Here is a 16,443-nt window from a genome sequence, read left to right on the forward strand (position 1 = left end):
AGAGCAGGGCCGTACGGGACAACCGTACGACCCTGCGGACAGGTCCTGCCGACACGTGCGGCGGGCGTCAGACCAGCTCGTAACCGGCCTCGTCGACGGCGGCGCGCACGGCCTCCACGTCGAGCGGTGCGGCGGAGACGACGGTGACCTCGCCGGTCTTGGCGACGGCGGTGACCGAGGAGACGCCGGGGAGCTCGGAGATCTCGGAGGAGACGGCGCCTTCGCAGTGGCCGCAGGTCATGCCCTTGACCTGGTAGACGGTGGTGAGTTCGGTCTGCGTCTCGGCGGTCATGGCGCTCTCCTTCGGGGGTTCGGGGCTTACGGCTCCAGAGTATACCCCTAGGGGGTATGAATGCGAGGCTGGGCCGCGTGCGGATCCCGGTCGTGTCGCGCGAGGGACCGCAACCACACCAGTCCTACCAGGGTCACCAGGGCGAGCCCGCCCACCGAGAAGAGGGTGAAGAGGTGCTCCTGCTGCTCGGTGGGCTGCGGGAGGTAGCCCTGCGCGAAGAGCGAGCGGTCGAGGTCCGTGGTCGTCATCCGCAGCACCAGCCAGAGCGCGATGCCGTGCATCGAGTCCCAGAGCGCGTGCAGCACCGCGACCCCGAGGTACGTGCCGATGACGGCCCCCGTGAAGCGGAAGCGGCCGTCGGGGCGGCGGAAGGCGAAGAGGACGCCGCCGGCGATGGCCGTCCACAGGCCGTGGCCGAAGGGGGCGAGGACGCCGCGCAGGATCTCGGTCTCCAGGAGCGAGCGGAGGTCGATGCCGTCCATGGTGACGGCGGCGTTGAAGGCGTACCCCGCGCTCTCGAACGCGGCGAAGCCGAAGCCGACCGTGCCGCCGAGGACGATGCCGGCGCGTACCCCGCGCAGGCCCGGGTAGCGGCGCACGACGAACATCAGGGCGACGAGCTTCACGGCCTCCTCGATGAGGCCGACCCCCAGGAAGATCCAGAGGGAGGGGTGGAGCAGGTAGTACTCCATGACCGAGGCGCCGAGCACGCCGAGGATGCCGCCGGTGAGGAAGCAGCCCAGGATCACCGGCACGCCGAAGTCCTGGCCGTGCCGCTCGTACGCCCACAGGACGAAGACGGCCGGGACGAGGAAGCTGCCGAGCAGGATGAGCGTCGGGAGCAGGGTGGTGTTCTCGGTGGCGTACGTGACGACCGCCGTCAGGACCCAGAGGGCGAGACCGCCCCAGAGGCAGCGCTTCCACAGGCCGGGGCGGGGCTGCGGGACCGGCGGGGCGGCCGGGGGCGGGGGCGTGTGGGTGCTGGGCGGGTACTCGTGCACGGGAAGAAGACCTCCAAGTCCCTCCGCCGACAGGGCATCTGACTGGAGCTTATGGTAAATACCCGTTATGTCGCATTCGGGGAGCACGCTCGTTCTGATCATGGCGATCGCCGTCCTGGCGCCGCTGCTGGCCTACGGAGTCGGCCGCCGCATCCCCGTGCCCCTCGTCATCTTCGAGATCCTGCTCGGCATCCTCATCGGCCCCGACGTCCTCGGCTGGGCGCATTCGGACGAACTGATCGACGCCCTCTCCGAACTCGGCCTCACCATGCTGATCTTCCTCGCCGGGTACGAGATCGAGTTCGGCAAGGTCCGCGGCGACACCCTCAAGCGGGCGGTCTGGGCGTGGGTCGCCGCCCTCGTCCTCGGACTCGGCACGGGGATACTGCTCGGCGGCGGATGGGCCAAGGGCGTCTTCATCGGCGTCGCGCTCACCAGCACCGCGCTCGGCACCGTCCTGCCCGTGCTCCGCGACTCCGGCCAGCTCCACGGACGGTTCGGCTCCGTCGTCATGGCCTTCGGCGCGGTCGGCGAGTTCGGGCCGATCATCGCGATGGCGCTGCTGCTCAGCGGGCGCGCCGCCGCCGAATCCACCGTGCTCCTCGCGGTCTTCGCGGCGCTCACGGCGGGCGCCGTCTACTGGGCGCTGCGCCCGCGCCCGCCGTGGTTCTCGAACGTCATCGCCAAGACCCTCCACAGCAGCGGGCAGTTCGCCATCCGCTTCGTCTTCCTGCTGCTCGCCCTCATGCTCGGCGCGTCGACGGCGCTCGGCCTCGACGTCCTGCTCGGCGCGTTCGCGGCCGGTCTCATCACCCGGCTCGTGCTCACCGGGGCGGCCCCGGAGTCGGGCCCCGAGATCCTGGGCAAGATCGAGGCGGTCGGCTTCGGCTTCCTCGTGCCCGTCTTCTTCGTCGTCACCGGGATCGAGTTCGACCTGCAGTCGCTCCTCGACGGCGGCAGGGCCCTGATCCTGCTCCCGGTCTTCCTGCTGCTCTTCCTCGTGGTGCGCGGCGGGCCGATCTGGTTCCTCGCCCCGCGCGACCTCGACCGGCGCGACCGGGGCGCGCTCGTCCTGTACGGCTCCACGGCGCTGCCGCTCGTCGTCGCGATCACGACCATCGGCGTGGACGACCACGAGCTGTCGGCGGGCGACGCGGCCGCGCTCGTCGGGGCCGGCATGGTCTCCGTGCTCGTCTTCCCGCTGCTCGCCATGAAGGCGCGGGCACGGGCGGGGGAGGAGCTGCCGAAGGAGGCGGTCGGCGGGTCGGAGGCGTGGTGACCCGGCCGGCGGTCAGCGGGTCCGAGGTGTGGTGACGGGGGCGGCGGTCAGCGGGTCCGAGGTGTGGTGACGGGGGCGGCGGTCAGCGGGTCCGAGGGGCGGTGACGGGGGCGGCGGTCAGCGGGGACAGGTAGCGGAGCAGGGCGTTCTTCAGCTCCGTGACCGTGGCGTCGCGCTCGGGGCCCTGGGGGGCGGCGAGGATCAGGCCGAGGCCGCCCTTGAAGATCGCGAACGTCATGTCGGCGACGCGGGCGCGCTCGTCGGCGGGGGTGGCGGGGGCGTAGTGGGCGATGACCTCCTGCACCCGCGTCAGCAGGGAGGCGTGCAGGGCGTCGTGCTCCTCGGCGATCCGGCCCGGGATCTCGGAGCCGTGCATGAGGGCGAGGAAGACCGGGTTCTCGCAGTTGAACTCGATCATCGGGTCGACGACGACGTCGAGGAGCTCGGGCAGCGGCAGTTCGAGGTTCCGCGGGGTGAACGCCTGGCCGTGGGCCTCGCGCATCTCGTGCATGAGGCGCTCGCCGAGCTCTATCGCGATGGCTTCCTTGTTCGGGAAGTACTGGTAGAGCGTGCCCGGCGAGACGTGGGCCTCGCGGGCGATGGCGTTGGTGCTGGCGGCCGTGTACCCGTTCGCGCAGAAGACGTTCGCGGCGGCCTGGAGCAGCTGCGCGATGCGGCGCTCGCCGCGCGCCTGGCGACGCGGCTGCTTCGGTTCCTCGGGCTTCAGGGCCTTCTCCGCCTTTTCGGGCATGACGTTGTCCCCAGCTCTCCTCAACGCGGTTGACAAACACGAGAGGTCGCTCGCATTCTTGAGAAACGCGAGTGATCACTCGTGTTTGCCAGTCTATGGCAATGGGCGACCCATGTGACCTGCCGGGAAGCGCGCACAGGGGTCAGGTGAAGGGGACACCGCGTCATGGCCGAAGTCAAGAAATCACCTTCCGGCGGGGGCCGCGCCCCCACGGGCGGCCGTGGCGGCGGCTGGACGCGGTTCGTCACCGCGCGGCCGCGCCTCACGCTCCTCGTCGCCCTGGTGATCACCGCGCTCGCCGTCCTCGCCGGCGGCGGGGTCGCCGACCGGATGGGCAGCGGCGGCTGGGAGGACCCCGCCGCCGAATCCACGTACGCGACGGAGGCGCTGGGGAAGCAGTTCCCCGGCTCCCAGCCGAACCTGCTCCTGCTCGTCGACACCGGGACCGCCGGCGTGGACCGGCCCGCCGTCGCCGCCGAGGCGCGGCGGCTCGCCGAGCGGCTCGACGCCGAACCGGGCGTCGACGGCGTCGGCTCCTACTGGTCGACCGGCTCGCCCGCGCTCCGCTCCGAGGACGGCCGCCGGGCCGTCATCGCCGCCAGGATCGCCGGCGAGGAGAAGGACGCCGCCGCGATCCTGGACCGGATCGCCCCCGAGTACCGGGGCACGCACGGACCCGTCGAGGTCACGATCGGCGGCGGCCTCGCCGTCCGCCACGAGATGCAGACGGTCATCCAGGAGGACCTGCTGCGGGCCGAGCTCATCGCCCTGCCCGTCACCCTCGTCCTGCTCGTCATGGTCTTCGGCAGCGCCGTCGCCGCCCTCCTCCCGCTCGGCGTCGGCATCGTCGCCATCCTCGGCACCAACGCCGTCCTGCGCGGGATCACGGAGTTCACCGACGTCTCCGTCTTCGCGCAGAACCTGACGACCGCGCTCGGCCTCGGCCTCGCCATCGACTACGCCCTGTTCGTCGTCCGCCGCTACCGCGAGGAGCTCGCCGCCGGGGCCGACACCCACACCGCCGTCCGCACCACCCTGCGGACCGCCGGGCGGACCGTGCTCTTCTCCGCCCTCACCGTCGCCGTCTCGCTCTCCGCGATGCTCGTCTTCCCGCAGTACTTCCTGCGCTCCTTCGCCTACGCGGGCATCGCCGTCGTCGTCCTCGCCGCGGTCGCCGCCCTCACCCTCCTCCCTGCGGCGCTCGTGCTCCTCGGCGACCGGGTCAACGCGCTCGACCTGCGGCGCATGATCCGGCGCGGGCGCGCCTCCAGCGCCTCCAGCGCCCCCAGTGCTTCCAGTGCCTCCGACGATCCGCAGGCTTCCGGCGCTTCCGGCGATGGGGCGGGCGGGGCGGGCTGGGCGCGGGCCGCCGACCTCGTCATGCGCAGGGCGCCCGTCTTCGCCGTCCTCACCACCGCCGGACTCGTCCTGCTCGGACTGCCCTTCCTCGGCGTGAAGTTCGGCACCGCCGACGACCGCCAGCTCCCCGCCACCGCCACCTCCCGGATCGTCCAGGACCAGCTGCGGGACGGCTTCCCCGGCAACCCCGGCGGCACGATCACCGTCCTCGCCGAGGGGCGGGCCACCCCCGCGCAGTACGCGGAGTACCGCGAGCGGATCGCCGGCCTCGACGGCGTCGGCCGGGCCGACGGGCCCGTCACCGCCGGGGCCGGAGCCGGCCGGGCGTACTTCACCGTCGTGCCCGAGGGCGAGGCCGTCGGCGCCGACGCCCAGCGTGTCGTGGGCGAACTGCGCTCCGTGGAGGCCCCCTTCGACACCGCCGTCACCGGACAGGCCGCCGTCCTCGTCGACTCCAAGGACGCCCTCGCCGAGCGGCTGCCCTGGGCGGCGGCGATCGTCGTCCTCGCCACGCTGCTCCTGGTCTTCCTGCTCACCGGCAGCCTCGTCATCCCCGTCCAGGCGGTCGTCCTCAACGCCCTCAGCCTGACCGCCATGTTCGGCGCGGTCGTCTGGGTCTTCCAGGAGGGCCACCTCGCCGGGCTCCTCGGCTTCACCCCGACCGGCGACATCGAGACGACCCTGCCCGTCCTCATGTTCTGCGTGGCCTTCGGCCTCTCCATGGACTACGGGGTCTTCCTGCTCTCCCGCATCAAGGAGGAGTACGACCTCACGGGCGACCACGAGCACGCCGTCCGCTTCGGCCTGCGCCGCACCGGCGGGCTCATCACCGCCGCCGCCGTGATCCTCGCCGTCGTCATGGTCGCCATCGGGACCTCACGGGTCACCAACACCAAAATGCTCGGCCTCGGCGTCGCCCTCGCCGTCCTCATGGACGCGATGGTGGTCCGCAGCCTGCTCGTCCCCGCCGTCATGAAGCTGACCGGACGCTTCACCTGGTGGGCCCCGGGGCCGCTGCGCCGCTTCCACGACCGGTTCGGGCTCAGCGAGTCCGACGGGCCGGGGGCGCCGGCTCCGGAGGGCCGGGAAGCGGCCGTGGCCGGCAGATAGGCGGCGGCGCCGGCCCCGGGTGTTCCCGGAGGCCGGCGCCGCGGGGCCCGCGCGCTCGGGCAGGTCGTGCTCGGGGCCCGCGCGGGGGTCAGTCGCGGCGGGCCCGGTTGCCGGGGCGGCTCGCGACCCAGGCGCGGATCGTGTCCGCGTACCAGTAGGGCTTGCCCGACTCGACCCGGTCGGGCGGCGGCAGCAGTCCGTGCTTCCGGTAGGAGCGGACGGTGTCGGGCTGCACACGGATGTGCGCGGCGATGTCCTTGTACGACCAGAGGCTTCTGTCCGTCATGCCTGGTACCTCCCTGCGCACCGCGCAGCGGCGGCAGGGGGTGCCGTTCGGGGGCGCTGCGGGCGGGCGTTGGTGATCACTGAGCCTGTGCCCGTCCAACGGCCCGCCCCGACAGGAGGGGAGCGGCTGTCGAGCGCCTGTGACGGAAAACCCGCGTAATGGAGACAGGTGTGACGGGGAGGCGACGGGCGTGACGGAAGTGACGCACGCGGCGAACGGCCCAAGGCGGTGTGTCCGCGTGCGTCGACCCAGGTCAGGGAGGTATGCGCCGGTCACACGCCGCAGGAGCGAAGGAAGCGCCGGGTGCGCAGCGCGATCGGGTACGGGACGTCCGGCTCGCAGGGGTACATGTCCTGCTCGACGATCGCGAAGAGGTCCACGTCCAGCGCCCCCGCCGCGGCGAGCACCGGCTCCAGGTCCGGCACCCCCGACGGCGGCTCGCACATCACGCCCCGCGCCACCGCCGGGCCGAACGGCACCTCCTCGGCCACCACCCGTGCCAGGACCTCCGGGTCGACCTGCTTGAGGTGGAGGTAGCCGATGCGCTCGCCGTAGGTCTCGATCAGCTTGACGCTGTCCCCGCCGGCGTACGCGTAGTGCCCGGTGTCCAGGCAGAGCGAGACGGCCTCCGGGTCGGTCGCGTCGAGGAAGCGGGTCACGCTCTCCTCGCCGTCGATGTGGGTGTCGGCGTGCGGGTGGACGACGAGCGTCAGCCCGTACCGCTCCCGCACCTCGCGGCCCAGTCGCTCCGTCAGGCCGGTCAGGTCGCGCCACTGCGCCGCGGTCAGCGTCCGGTCCTCCAGGACCTCGCCCGTCCGGTCGTCCCGCCAGAAGGCCGGGATGACGACGAGATGCGCGGCGCCCACGGCCTGGGCGAGGGCCGCGTTCTCGGCGACGTGCGCCCAGGTGCGGTCCCAGACGGCCGGGCCGTGGTGGAGCCCGGTGAAGACCGTCCCCGCCGACACCCGCAGCCCGCGCCGGGCGGTCTCCTCCGCGAGGACGGCCGGATCGGTCGGCAGATAGCCGTACGGTCCCAGCTCGATCCACTCGTAGCCGGCGCCGGACACCTCGTCGAGGAAGCGCTGCCACGGCACCTGCCGCGGATCGTCGGGGAACCAGACCCCCCAGGAGTCGGGAGCGGAGCCGATCCGGATACGGGAGGGACGCGACGGCTTCGTCATGCCTGCCACCTTGACCGGCTTCCGAGAGGGGCGTCAAGCGGGCGGTCCGTCCCCGATCCGCCGACCATATGTCCGGACATGTCGTTGACACGCCTCCGGGGCGCCGATTAGACCTGGACCCGGGGCCCAGGTCCCGGAGCCCGGCGAGAGGTGGCGTGTGGGAGTGGCAGCGGAGCCGTACGACCTGATCACCATGGGGCGCCTCGGCGTGGACCTGTACCCGCTCCAGAGCGGGGTCGGGCTCGACCGCGTCGAGACCTTCCGCAGATTCCTCGGCGGCTCCCCGGCCAACGTCGCCGTCGCCGCCGCCCGCCTCGGCCGCCGCACCGCGCTCGTCTCCCGCACCGGGGCCGACCCCTTCGGCGCGGCCCTCCGCCGCGACCTCCGGGAGTTCGGCGTGGACGACCACTGGGTCACCGAGATCGCCGAGCACCCGACCCCCGTCACCTTCTGCGCGCTCTTCCCGCCCGACGACTTCCCGCTCTGGTTCTACCGCCGCCCCAAGGCCCCCGACCTGGAGATCCGCCCCGAGGAGCTCGACCTCGACGCGATCCGCGCCGCCCGCGTCTTCTGGGCGACCGGCACCGGGCTGTGCGCCGAGCCCAGCCGCGCCGCGACCCTGGAGGCCCTGCGCGCCCGCGCGGGCCGCGGGCTCACCGTCCTCGACCTCGACTGGCGTCCCGCCTTCTGGCCGGACCCGGAGGAGGCCCGCCCGTACTACGCCGAGGCCATGCGGCACGCGACCGTCGCCGTCGGCAACGCCGAGGAGTGCGAGATCGCGACGGGGGAGCGCGAGCCGGCCGCCGCCGCCCGCGCCCTCATCGACCGGGGCGGGGTCCGCCTCGCCGTCGTCAAGCAGGGCCCCAAGGGCGTCCTCGCCCTCGCCGCCGACGGAACGGCCGCCGAGGTGCCGCCGCTGCCGGTCGACGTCGTCAACGGGCTCGGCGCCGGCGACGCCTTCGGCGGGGCGCTCGTCCACGGCCTGCTCTCCGGCTGGGACCTGGAGCGGACCCTGCGCCACGCCAACGCCGCCGGCGCGATCGTCGCCGGCCGCCTCGCCTGCTCGTCGGCCATGCCGTACGCGGAGGAGATCGCCGAGGCGCTCGCGACGGGAACGGGAACGATTCCCGGGAGAGAGACCCCCGAGAAGGGGTAGGGAACCCCCATGCGACGCACGCCTCCCTCCCTCCACCTCCCCGCCGGTGCCGCCGCCGACGGCCCCTACGCCGTCCGTGTCGACCCCGTGTCGGCCGGATGGGAGTACTCCGCCCTCCGCGTCCTCGTCCTCGCGCCGGGGGAGAGCCACTCCTTCGCGAGCGGGGATTCCGAATGGGTCGTGCTTCCCCTCGCCGGTGCCTGTAGCGTGCGCGTCGACGGCGATGTCATCGAACTCCTGGGCCGCGAGAGCGTGTTCGACGGAGCGACGGATTTCGCCTATGCACCGCGCGACACGCACGTCCGGATCTCCTCCGGCGCGGGGGGCCGCTTCGCTTTGGCAGGAGCGAGGTGCGAGCGACCACTCCCCGCCCGCTACGGCTCCGCGCCGGAGGTTCCCGTCGAGGCCAGGGGCAGCGGCAACCGCGCCCGCCAGGTCCGGAACTTCGCCTCGGCCGACGCCTTCGCCTGCGACCGGCTCATCGCCGTCGAGGTCGTCACCCCCGGCGGCAACTGGTCTTCCTACCCGCCCCACAAGCACGACGAGCACCGCCCCGGCGCCGAGTCCGTCCTGGAGGAGATCTACTACTACGAGATCGCCGGCCCGCGCGGCCTCGCCTACCAGCGGATCTCGCCCTCCCGGCCCGGCGGCGCCGAGCTCCTCGCCGAGATCCGCGACGGCGATACCGTCCTCGTGCCCGACGGCTGGCACGGCCCCTCGATCGCCCAGCCCGGCCACGACCTCTACTACCTCAACGTCATGGCGGGCCCCGGCGCCGAGCGCGAGTGGAAGATCTCCTTCCACCCCGACCACACGGAGGGATACGCATGACCGTCCGGCTCACCGTCGCCCAGGCCCTCGTCCGCTTCCTCGCCGCACAGCACACCGAGCGCGACGGGGAGCGGCACCGCCTGATCGCCGCCACCTGGGGCATCTTCGGCCACGGCAACGTCGCCGGGATCGGCCAGGCGCTCGTCGAGGAGCGGGGCATGCCCTTCCACCAGGGCCGCAACGAGCAGGCCATGGTCCACGCCGCCGTCGGCTACGCCCGCCAGAGGAACCGGCTCTCCGCCCACGCCGTCACCACCTCCATCGGCCCCGGCGCCACCAACCTCGTCACCGGCGCCGCCCTCGCCACCGTCAACCACCTGCCCGTCCTCCTCCTCCCCGGCGACACCTTCGCCACCCGCCCCGCCGACCCGGTCCTCCAGCAGCTCGAAGTGCCGTACGCGGGCGAGGTCTCGGTCAACGACTGCCTGCGCCCCGTCTCCCGCTACTTCGACCGCGTCACCCGCCCCGAGGCGCTGATCCCGGCCGCGCTCGCCGCCCTGCGCGTCCTCACCGACCCCGTCGAGACCGGCGCCGTCACCCTCGCGCTGCCCCAGGACGTCCAGGCGGAGGCGTACGACTGGCCGGAGGAGTTCTTCGCCGACCGCGTCTGGCGCGTCCGCCGCCCCCGCCCCGACACCGCCGAACTCGCCGCCGCCGCCGAGGCGATCGGGGCCGCGCGGCGCCCGCTGCTCGTCGCCGGCGGAGGCGTCCGCTTCAGCGGCGCCGAGGACGCGCTCCGCGCCTTCGCCGAGCGGAGCCGCATCCCCGTCGCCACCACCCAGGCCGGCAAGGGCGTCCTGCCCTACGACCACCCCTGCGAGACCGGCGGCGTCGGGCACACCGGCAGCGCCACCGCCAACGACCTGGCCGCGAACGCCGACCTGATCCTCGGCGTCGGCACCCGCCACACCGACTTCACCACCGCCTCCGGCACCCTCTTCCCGCCGGACGCCACCTTCGTCAACCTCAACATCGCCGGCTTCGACGCCCACAAGCTCGCCGCCCTGCCCCTCGTCGCCGACGCCCGCGAGGGCCTCACGGCGCTCGCCGAGGCCCTCGGCGACGACCACCGGAGAGACGCGGGGGAGTGGGCGGAGTCCAAGGCCGACTGGCAGCGACGGATCGACGCGGCCTACGCCGTCCCCGACGAGGACGCCCGCCCCACCCAGGCCCAGGTCCTCGGCGTACTCGACACCCTGGTCGACGGCGGCGACATCCTGGTCAACGCCGCCGGCTCGCTCCCCGGCGACCTGCACAAGCTCTGGCGGACCCGCTCCACCGACCAGTACCACGTCGAGTACGGCTACTCCTGCATGGGCTACGAGATCCCCGCCGCCCTCGGCGTCCTCCTCGCCGCCCCCGACCGGCCCGTCTGGGCCCTCGTCGGCGACGGTACGTACCTCATGAACCCCACCGAAATCGTCACCGCCGTCCAGGAGCGGCTCCCCCTCCGGCTGGTCGTCCTCCAGAACCACGGGTACGCCTCCATCGGCGGCCTCTCGGAGGCGGTCGGCGCCGAGCGGTACGGCACCGACTACCGCCACCGCGCCGACGACGGCACGTTCACCGGCCCCCCGCTCCCCGTCGACCTCGGCGCCAACGCCGCCTCCCTCGGTATGCGAGTGCTACGCCCCCGCACCGTCCGTGACCTGCGAGAAGCCCTCGCGGACGCGCGGAGCGCAACGGTTCCCACATGTGTCTACGTCGAGACCGAAACGACAGACAGAGTGTCGGGCCCGCCCCCGGCCCAGGCATGGTGGGATGTGCCCGTGGCCGAGACCTCGACCCGCCCGTCGGCGGTCAAGGCCCGCGAGGAGTACGACCGGCACGTCACCGCCCGACGCCGCCATCTCTGAAGGAGTAACTCGTCATGACGAAGACCGTCCACCACTGGATCGGTGGCAAGACCGTCGAGGGCACGTCGGGCAACTGGGGCCCGGTCACCGACCCGGCCACCGGCGCCGTCACCACGCAGGTCGCGCTCGCCTCCGTCGAGGAGGTCGACGCCGCCGTCCAGTCCGCGAAGGACGCCTTCGCGACCTGGGGCACCTCCTCGCTCGCCCAGCGCACCACGATCCTCTTCAAGTTCCGCGCGCTGCTCGACGCCAACCGCGACGCCATCGCCGAGCTGATCGTCGCCGAGCACGGCAAGGTCCACTCCGACGCCCTCGGCGAGGTCGCCCGCGGCCTGGAGATCGTCGACCTGGCCTGCGGCATCACCGTCCAGCTCAAGGGCGAGCTCTCCACCCAGGTCTCGAACCGCGTGGACGTGGCCTCGATCCGCCAGCCCGTCGGCGTCGTCGCCGGCATCACGCCCTTCAACTTCCCGGCCATGGTGCCGATGTGGATGTTCCCGATCGCCATCGCGACCGGCAACACCTTCGTCCTCAAGCCGAGCGAGAAGGACCCGTCGACGGCCATCAAGCTCGCCGAGCTGCTCGCCGAGGCGGGCCTCCCGGACGGCGTCTTCAACGTCCTCAACGGTGACAAGGTCTCCGTGGACCGCCTCCTGGAGCACCCGGACGTCGCCGCGATCTCCTTCGTGGGCTCGACCCCGATCGCCCGCCACATCCACACCACGGCCTCCGCCAACGGCAAGCGCGTCCAGGCGCTCGGCGGCGCGAAGAACCACATGCTGGTCCTCCCGGACGCCGACCTCGACGCCGCCGCCGACGCGGCCGTCTCCGCGGCGTACGGCTCCGCCGGCGAGCGCTGCATGGCGATCTCCGCGGTCGTGGCCGTCGGCGCCATCGGCGACGAGCTCGTCGAGAAGATCCGCGAGCGCGCCGAGAAGATCAAGATCGGCCCCGGCACCGACCCGACCTCCGAGATGGGCCCGCTCATCACGGCCGTCCACCGCGACAAGGTGGCGTCCTACGTCACCGGCGCCGCGGCCGAGGGCTGCGAGGTCGTCCTCGACGGCACCGGCTACACGGTCGAGGGCCACGAGAACGGCCACTGGATCGGCCTCTCCCTCCTGGACCACGTGCCCACCACGGCCAAGGCCTACCAGGACGAGATCTTCGGCCCGGTGCTCTGCGTCCTGCGCGCCGACACCTACGAGGAGGGCCTCGCCCTCATCAACGCGTCGAAGTTCGGCAACGGCACCGCGATCTTCACCCGTGACGGCGGCGCCGCGCGCCGCTTCCAGATGGAGGTCCAGGCCGGCATGGTCGGCGTCAACGTGCCGATCCCCGTCCCGGTCGGCTACCACTCCTTCGGTGGCTGGAAGGACTCGCTCTTCGGCGACCACCACATCTACGGCAACGACGGCGTGCACTTCTACACCCGCGGCAAGGTCGTCACCACCCGCTGGTCGGACCCGTCCGACGGCCCGTCCGGTGTGGACCTGGGCTTCCCGCGCAACCACTGACGCGTACGTCGACCACCGACAGGTACGTCGATCACCGACGCGCCTGCCGTGACGCCCCGTCCGACGCCGACAGCACGACGGACACGAGCGGAACGACAGGACGCCCCACGCCCCCGCGCGTGAGGCGGAACGGCCCCCGGAGTGCGTACGGCCGCGCACCGGGGGCCGTTGGCGTGCCCGTACCGCACCCGCGGTAGGGCGGGCACGCCCGTACGCCTCCAGGAGGGGCCGCGACTCCCCCCACGGGCAGGCGAGACTCAAGGACCGGCCGCCTAGGCTCGACCGCATGCGACTGAGAATTCCCCGGTGGGCCGCGGTCACCGGCGCCCTCGCCGTCCTCGTCGGCGCCGGCACCTGGACCGCCGTCGCGTCGGACGAACCGCCGCCCGCGCACCGCGCCGACCGGACGATCGACGTCGACGGAGCCCGGCTCGACACCTCGTACTTCACCGGCGACGGCGAGGGACGGCGGCCCGCCGTCCTCCTCGGGCACGGCTTCGGCGGCTCCAAGGACGACGTCCGCGCCCAGGCCGAACAGCTCGCCCGCGACGGGTACGCCGTCCTCACCTGGTCCGCGCGCGGCTTCGGCGCCTCCACCGGGCAGATCGGCCTCAACGACCCCGACGCCGAGGTGAAGGACGTCCGGAAGCTGGTCGACTGGCTCGCCGCCCGCCCCGAGGTGCTCCTCGACAAGGCCGGCGACCCGCGCGTCGGCGTCACCGGAGCCTCCTACGGCGGCGCGATCTCGCTGCTCGCCGCCGGCCACGACCCGCGGGTCGACGCCGTCGCGCCCCGGATCACCTACTGGAACCTCGCCGACGCCCTCTTCCCGAACGACGTCTTCAAGAAGCTCTGGGCCGGGATCTTCTTCTCCGCCGGCAACCAGCCGGTCCCCGGCGCGAAGGCCGGCGACCCCTGCGGCCGCTTCACCCCCGAACTCTGCGCCCTCTACCAGCGCGTCGCCGTCTCCGGAAAGCCCGACGCCGCCGCCCGCTCCCTCCTCGAAGCCCGCAGCCCCTCGGCCGTCGGCGACCGGATCAAGGTGCCCGCGCTCCTCGTCCAGGGCCAGTCCGACTCCCTCTTCACCCTCGCCCAGTCCGACGCCATGGCCCGGACGATCAGCGCCAACGGCGCGCCCGTCGCCGTCGACTGGATCGCCGGCGGCCACGACGGCGGCGACCCCGAGACCGAGCGGGTCGACCGGCGGATCACCACCTGGTTCGACCGCTGGCTGAAGCGCGACACCTCCGCGGACACCGGCCCCGCCTTCCGCGTCAGCCGCACCGGCGGCGTCGACTCCACCGACGGCCAGGCCACCCTGCGGGCCGCGACCGACGACCGCTACCCGGGTCTCACCGACGGGACCCGGCGGATCGCCCTCGCCGGGCCGCCGCAGCCCTTCGCCAACCCGGCCGGCGCCTCCCCGCCCGCCATCTCGTCCGTCCCCGGTCTCGGCGGCGGCATCACCGGACTCTCCTCCCTCGGCGTCGGCCTCTCCCTCGACTTCCCCGGCCAGCACGCGCGCTTCGACGCGAAGCCGCAGACCGAGGCGCTGCGGATCACCGGCACGCCGACCGTCCGCGTCAGGGTCACCTCCGGCGCCGCCGACGGCTCCGCCGTCCTCTTCGCCAAGGTGTACGACGTCGGGCCCGACGGCCGTCAGCAGGTGCTGCCCGCCCAGCTCGTCACCCCCCTCCGCGTCGAGGGCGCCGCGAAGGGCCGCGAGGTCACCCTGACCCTGCCCGCGATCGACCACGAGATCGAGGCGGGACACCGGCTGCGGCTCGTCCTCGCCGCCACCGACCTCGGCTACGCCTCCCCGGCCGCCCCCGCCGCGTACACCGTCGCCGTCACGGGCCCGCTCACCGTCCCGACCGCTCCGGGCGTCACCACCCAGGCCGCCGGGCTGCCCTGGTGGGTCTGGGGCCTGCCGCTCCTCGGCCTCGCCGCCGCCGCGGCCCTGCTGCTCACGGCACGCCGCCGGACCGCCGCGCCCGCCCCGGACCCCGACCTTGCCTCCGTACCGCTCCAGATCACCGGCCTGTCGAAGAAGTACGCGGGCGGGGACCGGTACAGCGTCCGCGAGCTGTCCTTCCGCGTCGAACAGGGCCAGGTCCTCGGACTCCTCGGCCCGAACGGCGCGGGCAAGACGACCACCCTGCGGATGCTGATGGGGCTGATCACCCCCGACGAGGGAGAGATCCGCGTCTTCGGCCAGGCGATCCGCCCCGGCGCCCCCGTCCTCTCCCGGGTCGGCGCCTTCGTCGAGGGGGCCGGGTTCCTGCCGCACCTCTCCGGCCGGGAGAACCTGGAGCTGTACTGGAAGGCCACGGGCCGTCCCGCCGAGGACGCCCACGTCGACGAGGCCCTGCGGATCGCGAACCTCGGCGGCGCCCTCGAACGGGCCGTCCGCACCTACTCGCAGGGCATGCGGCAGCGCCTCGCCATCGCCCAGGCCATGCTGGGCCTGCCGGACCTGCTGATCCTCGACGAGCCGACCAACGGCCTCGACCCGCCGCAGATCCGCGAGATGCGCGAGGTCATGATCCGGTACGCGGCCGAGGGCCGGACCGTCATCGTCTCCAGCCACCTCCTCGCGGAGGTCGAGCAGTCCTGCACCCACCTCGTCGTCATGGACCGGGGACAGCTCGTGCAGGCCGGACCGGTCGCCGAGATCACCGGCTCCGGCTCCACCCTGCTCGTCTCCCTCGCCGCCGGCACCGACGAGGCGACCGTCGAGAAGGCAGTCGAGGCGATCGCCGCCCTTCCGGGCGTCGGCTCGGCCGCCGCCACCGACGGCGGGCTCCTCGTCCGCCTCGACGGCGCCGACGCGACCTCCCTCATCGGCGAACTCGTCCGCCTCGACGTCCCGCTGACCGGCGTCGGACCGCACCGCCGACTGGAAGACGCCTTCCTGACCCTGATCGGAGGAGGAGCCGCATGAGCACCGCCAACGCCCCCGCGAGCACGGCGGAGTCCGCCCCCGGCTACCGGGCCGGACACACCCTCCCGCTGCGCGTCGAGGCCCTGCGCCAGTGGAAGCGCCGCCGCACCCTGATCATGGGCGGCATCCTCGTCGCCCTGCCCTTCGTCCTGCTGGCGGCCTTCGCGATCGGCGGCTCCGGCGACGGCGACCGCAACGGCCGCATCACCCTGATGGACACGGCGACGGCCTCCGGCGCCAACTTCGCCGCGACCTGTCTCTTCGTCTCGGCCGGTTTCCTCCTCGTCATTCCCGTGGCGCTGTTCTGCGGGGACACCGTCGCCTCCGAGGCGAGCTGGTCCTCGCTGCGCTACCTCCTGGCGGCACCCGTGCCCCGCGCCCGGCTCCTCGCCTCCAAGCTGACGGTGGCGCTCGGCTACAGCGCCGCCGCGATGCTCCTCCTCCCGCTCGTCGCCCTCGCCGTCGGCACGGTCGCCTACGGCTGGGGGCCGCTCCAGCTGCCGACGGGCGGCTCGGTGCCCGCCGGGGACGCCGTGCTGCGCCTGGGCATCGCCGTCGCCTTCGTCTTCGTCTCCCAGCTCGTCACCGCCGGGCTCGCCTTCTGGCTCTCCACCCGCACCGACGCCCCGCTCGGCGCGGTCGGCGGCGCCGTCGGCCTGACGATCGTCGGCAACGTCCTCGACGCCGTCACGGCCCTCGGCGACTGGCGCGACTTCCTCCCGGCGCACTGGCAGTTCGCCTGGATCGACGCGCTCCAGCCGCAGCTGGAGTGGGGCGGCATGGCGAAGGGGGCGGCGATCTCCGTCACGTACGCCCTCGTCCTCTTCGCCCTCGCCTTCCGGGGCTTCGCCCGCAAGGACGTCGTGTCGTAGCGCCGCTC

Annotated in this window: 13 protein-coding genes; 8 read left to right on the forward strand and 5 right to left on the reverse strand. The window is 73.4% G+C overall.

Annotated elements, in window-relative coordinates; genetic code table 11:
* Window positions 1-67 precede the first annotated feature (67 nt).
* Window positions 68-292 (reverse strand): cation transporter, encoded by a 225-nt coding sequence (locus tag AB0G79_RS06700; protein WP_360801173.1) that lies wholly within the window; start codon window positions 290-292, stop codon window positions 68-70.
* Window positions 293-339: 47 nt separating this feature from the next.
* Complete coding sequence (locus tag AB0G79_RS06705; protein WP_360801176.1) at window positions 340-1,293, reverse strand: PrsW family intramembrane metalloprotease; 954 nt, start codon at window positions 1,291-1,293, stop codon at window positions 340-342.
* A 67-nt stretch (window positions 1,294-1,360) separates the two neighbouring features.
* Between AB0G79_RS06705 and AB0G79_RS06710 the strand changes: the two genes are divergently transcribed.
* On the forward strand, window positions 1,361-2,572 hold the full coding sequence (locus tag AB0G79_RS06710) for a cation:proton antiporter (RefSeq protein WP_360801179.1): 1,212 nt from the start codon (window positions 1,361-1,363) through the stop codon (window positions 2,570-2,572).
* An 82-nt stretch (window positions 2,573-2,654) separates the two neighbouring features.
* Here the strand turns inward: AB0G79_RS06710 and AB0G79_RS06715 are convergent, their stop codons facing one another.
* Window positions 2,655-3,323: a TetR/AcrR family transcriptional regulator gene (locus tag AB0G79_RS06715; protein WP_360801182.1), complete on the reverse strand. Its 669-nt coding sequence runs from the start codon at window positions 3,321-3,323 to the stop codon at window positions 2,655-2,657.
* A 165-nt stretch (window positions 3,324-3,488) separates the two neighbouring features.
* Here AB0G79_RS06715 and AB0G79_RS06720 point away from each other — a divergent pair, with 165 nt between their 5' ends.
* Window positions 3,489-5,792, forward strand: coding sequence for an MMPL family transporter (locus tag AB0G79_RS06720; protein ID WP_360801185.1), 2,304 nt, complete (start codon window positions 3,489-3,491; stop codon window positions 5,790-5,792).
* Window positions 5,793-5,880: 88 nt separating this feature from the next.
* Here AB0G79_RS06720 and AB0G79_RS06725 read toward each other — a convergent pair whose 3' ends face one another.
* Together AB0G79_RS06725 and AB0G79_RS06730 are read right to left on the reverse strand one after the other, a co-directional pair.
* Window positions 5,881-6,078 (reverse strand): MerR family transcriptional regulator, encoded by a 198-nt coding sequence (locus tag AB0G79_RS06725; protein WP_360801188.1) that lies wholly within the window; start codon window positions 6,076-6,078, stop codon window positions 5,881-5,883.
* 272 nt (window positions 6,079-6,350) lie between these two features.
* Window positions 6,351-7,259: a sugar phosphate isomerase/epimerase gene (locus tag AB0G79_RS06730; protein WP_360801190.1), complete on the reverse strand. Its 909-nt coding sequence runs from the start codon at window positions 7,257-7,259 to the stop codon at window positions 6,351-6,353.
* Window positions 7,260-7,452: 193 nt separating this feature from the next.
* On the opposite strand from AB0G79_RS06730, the gene iolC reads away from it, so the two are divergent.
* The 6 genes from iolC to AB0G79_RS06760 all read left to right on the forward strand — a co-directional run bounded on the left by iolC (window position 7,453) and on the right by AB0G79_RS06760 (window position 16,435).
* Window positions 7,453-8,415 (forward strand): 5-dehydro-2-deoxygluconokinase, encoded by a 963-nt coding sequence (iolC, locus tag AB0G79_RS06735; RefSeq protein ID WP_360801843.1) that lies wholly within the window; start codon window positions 7,453-7,455, stop codon window positions 8,413-8,415.
* Between the two features lie 9 nt (window positions 8,416-8,424).
* Window positions 8,425-9,246 carry a 5-deoxy-glucuronate isomerase gene (iolB, locus tag AB0G79_RS06740; RefSeq protein WP_360801193.1) on the forward strand — a complete coding sequence of 274 codons (822 nt, stop codon included), beginning with the start codon at window positions 8,425-8,427 and terminating at the stop codon, window positions 9,244-9,246.
* The gene (gene iolD / locus AB0G79_RS06745) at window positions 9,243-11,102 is read left to right on the forward strand and encodes a 3D-(3,5/4)-trihydroxycyclohexane-1,2-dione acylhydrolase (decyclizing) (protein WP_360801196.1); all 1,860 of its coding nucleotides are present in this window, start codon (window positions 9,243-9,245) and stop codon (window positions 11,100-11,102) included. The genes iolB and iolD overlap by 4 nt, the downstream gene beginning before the upstream one ends.
* Before the next feature lie 14 nt (window positions 11,103-11,116).
* Window positions 11,117-12,619, forward strand: coding sequence for a CoA-acylating methylmalonate-semialdehyde dehydrogenase (locus AB0G79_RS06750; RefSeq protein WP_360801198.1), 1,503 nt, complete (start codon window positions 11,117-11,119; stop codon window positions 12,617-12,619).
* A 286-nt stretch (window positions 12,620-12,905) separates the two neighbouring features.
* A complete protein-coding gene (locus tag AB0G79_RS06755) occupies window positions 12,906-15,563 on the forward strand; it encodes an alpha/beta fold hydrolase (protein ID WP_360801201.1) in 2,658 nt (885 codons plus the stop codon).
* A complete protein-coding gene (locus AB0G79_RS06760) occupies window positions 15,560-16,435 on the forward strand; it encodes an ABC transporter permease (protein WP_360801204.1) in 876 nt (291 codons plus the stop codon). The genes AB0G79_RS06755 and AB0G79_RS06760 overlap by 4 nt, the downstream gene beginning before the upstream one ends.
* Window positions 16,436-16,443: the final 8 nt, after the last annotated feature.

This window comes from Streptomyces sp. NPDC020807, assembly GCF_040641575.1.
Classification (GTDB): Bacteria; Actinomycetota; Actinomycetes; order Streptomycetales; family Streptomycetaceae; genus Streptomyces.